This is a genomic window from Serratia sp. H1w (genome assembly GCF_000633355.1).
Taxonomy (GTDB): Bacteria; Pseudomonadota; Gammaproteobacteria; order Enterobacterales; family Enterobacteriaceae; genus Chania.
This window is the reverse complement of sequence record NZ_AYMQ01000045.1, coordinates 157,908-164,464: the sequence shown is the minus strand read 5'-3', so window position 1 is coordinate 164,464 and position 6,557 is coordinate 157,908. Positions and strand designations below refer to the sequence as shown.

The 6,557-nt window shown below is 56.6% G+C and carries 6 protein-coding genes; all 6 read right to left on the bottom strand.

The genetic code is table 11. The features are described 5' to 3' along the window. Positions 1 to 105: 105 nt before the first annotated feature. The 6 genes from ugpQ to U869_RS0109370 all read right to left on the bottom strand — a co-directional run bounded on the left by ugpQ (position 106) and on the right by U869_RS0109370 (position 6,472). Positions 106 to 852, bottom strand: a complete 747-nt coding sequence (ugpQ, locus tag U869_RS0109395; RefSeq protein WP_025120102.1) for a glycerophosphodiester phosphodiesterase — start codon at positions 850 to 852, stop codon at positions 106 to 108. Next, complete coding sequence (locus U869_RS0109390; protein ID WP_025120103.1) at positions 852 to 1,925, bottom strand: sn-glycerol-3-phosphate import ATP-binding protein UgpC; 1,074 nt, start codon at positions 1,923 to 1,925, stop codon at positions 852 to 854. Before U869_RS0109390 ends, ugpQ begins: the two co-directional genes overlap by 1 nt. A gap of 4 nt (positions 1,926 to 1,929) precedes the next feature. Beyond that, positions 1,930 to 2,775 carry a sn-glycerol-3-phosphate ABC transporter permease UgpE gene (ugpE, locus tag U869_RS0109385; RefSeq protein WP_025120104.1) on the bottom strand — a complete coding sequence of 282 codons (846 nt, stop codon included), beginning with the start codon at positions 2,773 to 2,775 and terminating at the stop codon, positions 1,930 to 1,932. Continuing rightward, complete coding sequence (gene ugpA, locus U869_RS0109380; protein WP_025120105.1) at positions 2,772 to 3,659, bottom strand: sn-glycerol-3-phosphate ABC transporter permease UgpA; 888 nt, start codon at positions 3,657 to 3,659, stop codon at positions 2,772 to 2,774. The genes ugpE and ugpA overlap by 4 nt, the downstream gene beginning before the upstream one ends. A 115-nt stretch (positions 3,660 to 3,774) precedes the next feature. Beyond that, positions 3,775 to 5,094: a sn-glycerol-3-phosphate ABC transporter substrate-binding protein UgpB gene (gene ugpB, locus U869_RS0109375; RefSeq protein ID WP_025120106.1), complete on the bottom strand. Its 1,320-nt coding sequence runs from the start codon at positions 5,092 to 5,094 to the stop codon at positions 3,775 to 3,777. A 190-nt stretch (positions 5,095 to 5,284) separates the two neighbouring features. After that, positions 5,285 to 6,472 (bottom strand): PLP-dependent aminotransferase family protein, encoded by a 1,188-nt coding sequence (locus U869_RS0109370; RefSeq protein WP_025120107.1) that lies wholly within the window; start codon positions 6,470 to 6,472, stop codon positions 5,285 to 5,287. Positions 6,473 to 6,557 lie beyond the last annotated feature (85 nt).

The following is a 6,557-nucleotide window of genomic DNA, read 5'->3' as shown; positions in this document are numbered from 1 at the left end:
GCATGCTGCGCCCGTGTTAAGGTCAGACGCAGGGGCTAACATGTAGCACATACGCTTCCCTCTCCTTTTTGGGGAGAGGGTTAGGGTGAGGGGTAGTCTTTAAATTTAAGCGTTTGGAAAATCTGGGCCGATGAGGTCTATCCGGTCAGTGCAAATACAGTCAACGCCCCAGCTCAGTAGTAAACGCGCTCGCTCCGGCTGATTGACGGTATACACCAGAATACGCAGCCCGGCCTCTTTCAGCGCCACGACGCGTTCGGCGGTCAATTCCTTATGATTGATATGCAACGAGACGCAGCCAAGACGCTCGGTCAGCTCACGCCAGTTCTCATCCCATTTATCCAGCAACAGGCCGCGTGGCAACTCCGGTGCGGTCAGTTGTGCCGCCGCCAGGGCTTCCACCGAGAAGGAAGAGAGCAGCGGCTCGGTTTGCCCCTGCCACAGCATGCTGGCGGCAAACGCCACCACCCGGCCGGTTTCCTCGTCACTGCCGGTGGTTGGCTTGATCTCAATGTTGGCCATCATGCCGTGCTGCTGACAGCGTTCCGCCACATCCGACAGCAGCGGCAAACGCTCCCCTTTAAAGGCCGAGCTGTACCAGTCACCGGCGTCCAGCTCTACCAGCTTTTCCCAAGGCAATTCGCCTGCCACGCCCCAACCGTTGCTGGTGCGCTCAAGCGTGTCATCATGCAGCAGGAAAATCTGCCCGTCCTGCGCCAGCTTGGCGTCAAACTCGATCATCTTGTGGCCATGGCGCGCGCCAACGTCAATTGCCGCCAAGGTATTTTCCGGTGCCAGAGAACCACCGCCGCGATGGGCGACAATGTGGGGATAAGGCCAGGCTGTAGTCATCATTCCATCCGTGATCCGCTGTGGGTAGCAAAAAAGTGCAGCGCCGACGCAGGCAGTTGCAAATGCAGGACGCTGCCCGCAGGCGGCAGGGTTTCATGACTCAGGCGAACGATCACGCCTGAATTCCCCCACTGGCCATGTGCCAGATTGTCGGCACCAAGCAGTTCCAGCGTTTGCAGTTCGAACGGAATACCGCCCTGCTCGCGCGTACTCAGTTGAATATGCTCCGGCCGGATACCCAACGTCAACTCCTGCCCGCCCCATTTTGGCTGAGCTTCGGGCAGATCCAGTACCATGCCTCCGGCCAAATGCAGCTGTTTACCGTCCATACTCAGCGTGCCGGGCAGCAGGTTCATCGCCGGGGAGCCGATAAAGCTGGCGACAAACAGCGTAGCCGGGCGTTGATAAACCTCACTCGGGGTACCAATTTGCTCCGCAACGCCTTTATTCATCACAATCACCCGCTGCGCTAGCGTCATCGCCTCAACCTGATCGTGAGTCACATACAGGCTGGTCGTTTTCAGACGACGGTGCAACTGTTGTAATTCCAGGCGCATCTGGACGCGCAATTTGGCATCCAGATTGGATAATGGCTCATCGAACAGGAACACCGCAGGCTCACGCACAATAGCGCGTCCCATGGCCACCCGCTGGCGCTGGCCACCGGAAAGCTCACGCGGTTTACGTTGCAACAACGGCTCCAATTCCAGGATACGCGCCGCTTCCTCCACCCGCTGGCGGATATGCTGTTTACCAAAGCCACGGATTTTCAGGCCGTAGGCCATATTGTCGTACACGCTCATATGCGGATACAGTGCGTAGTTCTGGAACACCATGGCGATGCCACGATCTTTCGGTTCCAGATCGGTGACGCGCCGCGTATCGATGTAAATATCGCCGCTGGTAGTGCGCTCCAGCCCGGCGACCATCCGCAGCAGCGTCGATTTGCCACAGCCGGAAGGGCCAACCATCACAATAAATTCGCCGTCGGCCACGTCCAGATCGATTTGCTTGATCACCGGCGTTTTGCCGTCGTAAGACTTGGTGACCGCCTGTAGTTTTAAACCTGCCATATTATTACTTCTCGCTATCAACCAGGCCGCGTACAAACCAGCGCTGCATCAGAAGAACCACCGCCAACGGCGGGATCAAAGTCAAAATCATTGCCGCCATCACCTGATTCCACTGGGTCGGCGCACCGGAGGTGGAAATCATGCTGCGGATCCCCGCTACCGCGGTGCTCATCGAGGCGTCGCTGGTGATCAGGATCGGCCACAGGTACTGGTTCCAGCCGTAGATAAAGGTGATGACAAACAGCGCCGCCAGATTGGTTTTTGATAACGGCAGCACAATGTCCCAAAAGAAGCGCATCGGCCCAGCACCGTCGATGCGGGCCGCCTCCAGCAACTCATCCGGCAGGGTCATAAAGAACTGGCGCAGCAGGAAGGTGGCGGTGGCCGAGGCCATCAGCGGTAACGTCAGGCCGGTATAGCTATCCAGCAGGTTGAGGTTGGAAATCACCTCCACCGTCGGGAAAATACGCACTTCAACCGGCAGCATCAGCGTCATGAAAATCAGCCAGAAAAACAGACTGCGCAGCGGGAAACGAAAATACACGATGGCATAAGCGGACAGCACCGAGACCACGATCTTGCCGCAGGTGATCGCCAGCGCCATGATCACGCTGTTGAGCAGCAGCATCGAGAACGGCACCTTGAGCGTGCCCACGCCGCCCTGCCAGATATGGCGGATGTTGTCCCACAGATGCCCACCTGGGACTAACGTCATCGGCACCTGGAACACCTGCTGATCGTCCAGCGTAGCGGCGACAAAGGCCACGTACAGCGGAAACAGCACCACCAGCACGCCGAGGATCAGCATCGTATGGCTGAAGATATCCAGCCCGCGTCGGTTCTCAATCATTGGTAGCGCACCTTACGTTCAACAAAGCGGAACTGGATCACCGTCAGGCCAATCACCAGCAGCATCAGTACCACCGATTGCGCCGCCGAACTGGACAGATCCAAACCGGCAAAGCCTTCGCGATAAATCTTGTACACCAGCGTAGTGGTCGATTGTACCGGCCCACCGCCGGTCGCGGCATCGATCACCGGGAAGGTATCAAAGAAGGCATAGACCAGGTTCACCACCAGCAGGAAGAAACTCACCGGCGTGATCAGCGGCAGCACCAGATTGAAGAAACGCCGAACTGGGCCAGCCCCGTCGATCGCTGCCGCTTCCACCAGGGAACGCGGGATGGATTGCAACGCGGCCAGGAAAAACAGAAAGTTATAGCTGATCTGCTGCCATACAGAGGCCAACACCACCAGGAACATCGCCTGGCCGCTATTTTGCGCGTGGTTCCAGTCGTAGCCGAAACCGGCAAGCACGTGGGTGATCAAGCCCATACCCGGGCTGAACAGGAAGATCCACAGCACAGCTGCCACGGCGGGGGCTACCGCATAGGGCAGGATCATCAACGTCTGATAGAAACGGCTGCCGCGCAGCACATAGTCCACCAACGCAGCGAAGAACAACGACACCAGCAGGCCAATACCGGCGACCAGGAAGCTGAACAGCAGCGTGGTGTAAAACGAATCCAGATAATACGGGTCCTGGAATAGCTGCTTAAAGTTGTCCAGCCCAACAAACTGGCTGGAGAGGCCGAACGGATCGACGCTTTGTACCGAGTACCACAGCGCCTGGCCGGCAGGCCACAGGAAGAAGACGACGGTGATTAGCAGTTGTGGCAGCACTAAAACATAGGGTAGCCAGCTACAGCCGAAACCGGGACGGGATGATGACATAGGGTTAACCGTTAAATGGGGATGAGGAGCGATATGGGCCCCTCACCCCAACCCTCTCCCAAAGGGAGAGGGAGTGGATCGATGTCGTTTGGCTGAATAGTGCCCAATCTGACGCTTACTTGGTCGAGGCTTCGAAGCGGCGCAGCAATACATCACCGCGCTGTACTGCGGCATCCATCGCCTGCTGTGGAGTTTTCTTGTCGGTCCACACGCTTTCCAGCTCTTCATCCACCACGGTGCGGATCTGCGGCATATTGCCCAGACGCAGCCCTTTGGTGAACGCCAACGGTGGCTTATTCAACATCTGACGGGTAGCCACATCGGCCCCTGGGTTTTTGTCGTAAAAGCCCTGTTGCTTGGTCAACTCGTAAGCGGCAGTAGTGATCGGCAGGTAGCCGGTCTTCTGGAGCCACTCGGCGGCAATCTCAGGCTGGGCCAGATATTGCAGAAACTCCGCTACGCCCTTGTAGGTCGCAGCGTCTTTACCGTTCATCACCCACAGGCTGGCCCCGCCGATAATGGCGTTCTGCGGAGCGTTTTTAGCATCAGCGTCAAAAGGCATCATGCCCACGCCGAAATCAAATTTGGCGTATTTACGGATGCTGGCCAGTGAGCCGGAAGAAGCCGTTGCCATGGCGCAGTCGCCGTTGTAGAACTTCTCGGTAGGTTCGTCCTTACGGCCGTAGTAGGTGAAATCACCCTTCTTGTTCATATCTTGCAGGAACTGGATGTGTTTGACCTGCAGCGGCTGGTTGAACTCCAGTTTGGCATTGGTCCCCCCAAAGCCGTTGTTCTCACTGGCGAACGGCACACCATGCCAGGCGCTGAAGTTCTCCAGTTGGATCCAGCCCAACCAGCCGCTGGTGTAGCCACACTTCATGCCAGCCGCGCGCAGTTTGGCCGCATCGGCTGCCAGCTCCTGCCAGGTTTTCGGCGGTTGATCCGGGTTCAGGCCCGCCTTTTTGAAGGCGTCTTTGTTGTAATACAGCACCGGGGTGGAGCTGTTGAAAGGCTGGGACAGCAGATGGCCGCTCTTATTATCGCTGTAGTAACCGGCCACGGTCGGCACAAACACCGATTCATCGAACTTGACGCCCGACTCCTGGAATACCTGATATACCGGCTTGATCGCCTTGCTCGCCATCATGGTGGCGGTGCCCACTTCGTAAACCTGTAGGATCGCCGGCGCCTTGCCTGAGCGATAGGCTGCAATGCCCGCCGCCAGGCTTTGTTCGTAGTTGCCTTTATAAACCGGGACGATCTTCACATCGCTGTGCGTTTGGTTGAAGCGATCTGCCAGAGAATCCACTTCGGTGCCCAGTTCCCCTTCCATTGAATGCCAGAACGGGATCTCGGTTGCCGCTAATGCCTGACCGCCGAGCGCCAGGGCCAACGTAACGCACAATGTGGTTTTTTTAATCGCGTGAGTAAACATGCCTAACTCCTGAAAAAGCTGGTGTGATCAAAACGCGTGAGCGAAAAGAAACAGTTTTTGTTCGGAAGTTAACATGCCATGCGCGGATGACAGAAAAATAGTCTTTAGATGACAGCTAGATGACGACGAGGTGAAGTGCAGATGGCGGTTTGATGTCGGCGGTAAGGTTAACCCTACCGCCACAGAGAAATTACAGCGAGCGACGCAGGCGGGCGACGGCCTCTTGCATCTGTTGTTCGGTTGCCGTGGCAAACGACAGGCGGAAGGTGGAACGATCCGGTTTGTCAGAGAAGAAGTATTCCCCTGGCACAAACACCACGCCCTGTTTCAGGGTGGTTTTCAGCCATTCGGTAGCATCGAACGGCTGACGGAAACGCGCCCACAGGAACATACCGCCTTTCGGCATATCAAAGCTGATCACATCACCCAGCTCTTTTTCCACCAATCCGGCCAGGATCTCACCCTTGTGTTTATAGGCTGTGCGGATCTTTTCGATCTGCGCCGATAAACGATCCAGCCCCAGGTAGCATTCGACGATGCTCTGCGACAGCGCGCTGGCATGCAGATCCGCCGCCTGCTTGATGATCGCCACTTTATGCAGCAGGAACGGCGGCAGGATAGCCCAACCCAGGCGCAAGCCTGGTGCCAGGATCTTGGAGAAAGTGGAGGTGTAGATGATGTTCTCAGTATGGCCCAGCACCTGCTGCGAAACCTGATACAGCGTGGCATTACGCTCTTCGGTGAAACGCAGTTCACCGTACGGGTCATCCTCGATAATCAGGAAGTTATATTCCACCGCCAGTTTAACCAACTGCTCACGGCGTGCGGCGCTCAGGGTCAGGCCGCTCGGGTTGCCGAAGTTCGGCACCACGTACACCCCTTTGATCTTTTGGGTTTTCAGCAGTTCGGCCAGTTCATCCACCACCATGCCGTCGCTGTCGGAAGAGACGGACATAATGTTGGCCTCCGCCAGCTCCAGCGTTTGCAGTGCCGCCAGATAGGTCGGGCGTTCAACCACAAACACGTCGCCTGGGTTGATTACCGCACGCATCACCAGATCCAACGCCTGTTGAGAGCCTGCGGTCACCACGATATCTTCCGGCCGGGCATTTACGCCGCGCTGTGCGCACAGCGTGCAGATACCTTCACGCAGCCGTTCGCTGCCTTCGGTCAGCCCATACTGGAAAGCGCTTTTTGGCTGTTCAGTAATGGCCTGCTGAGTCGCAATGCTCAATCCTTCGAAATCAAACAGCGCATCAGAGGGAATGCCACCCGCCAGCGAAATAACGTTTTCCATTTTGCTGTGCTTGAGCAATTCACGGATTGCCGAGCTTTTGACTTTTACGATGCGCTGCGCGAGTAGTCCTTCAGTCTTCATTGCTTGTTCTCGTAATCGTTAATATATAGGCGCAATACAATAAGTATGCCCCTCATAAGTCAATACCACCCAATACCCTATGGAT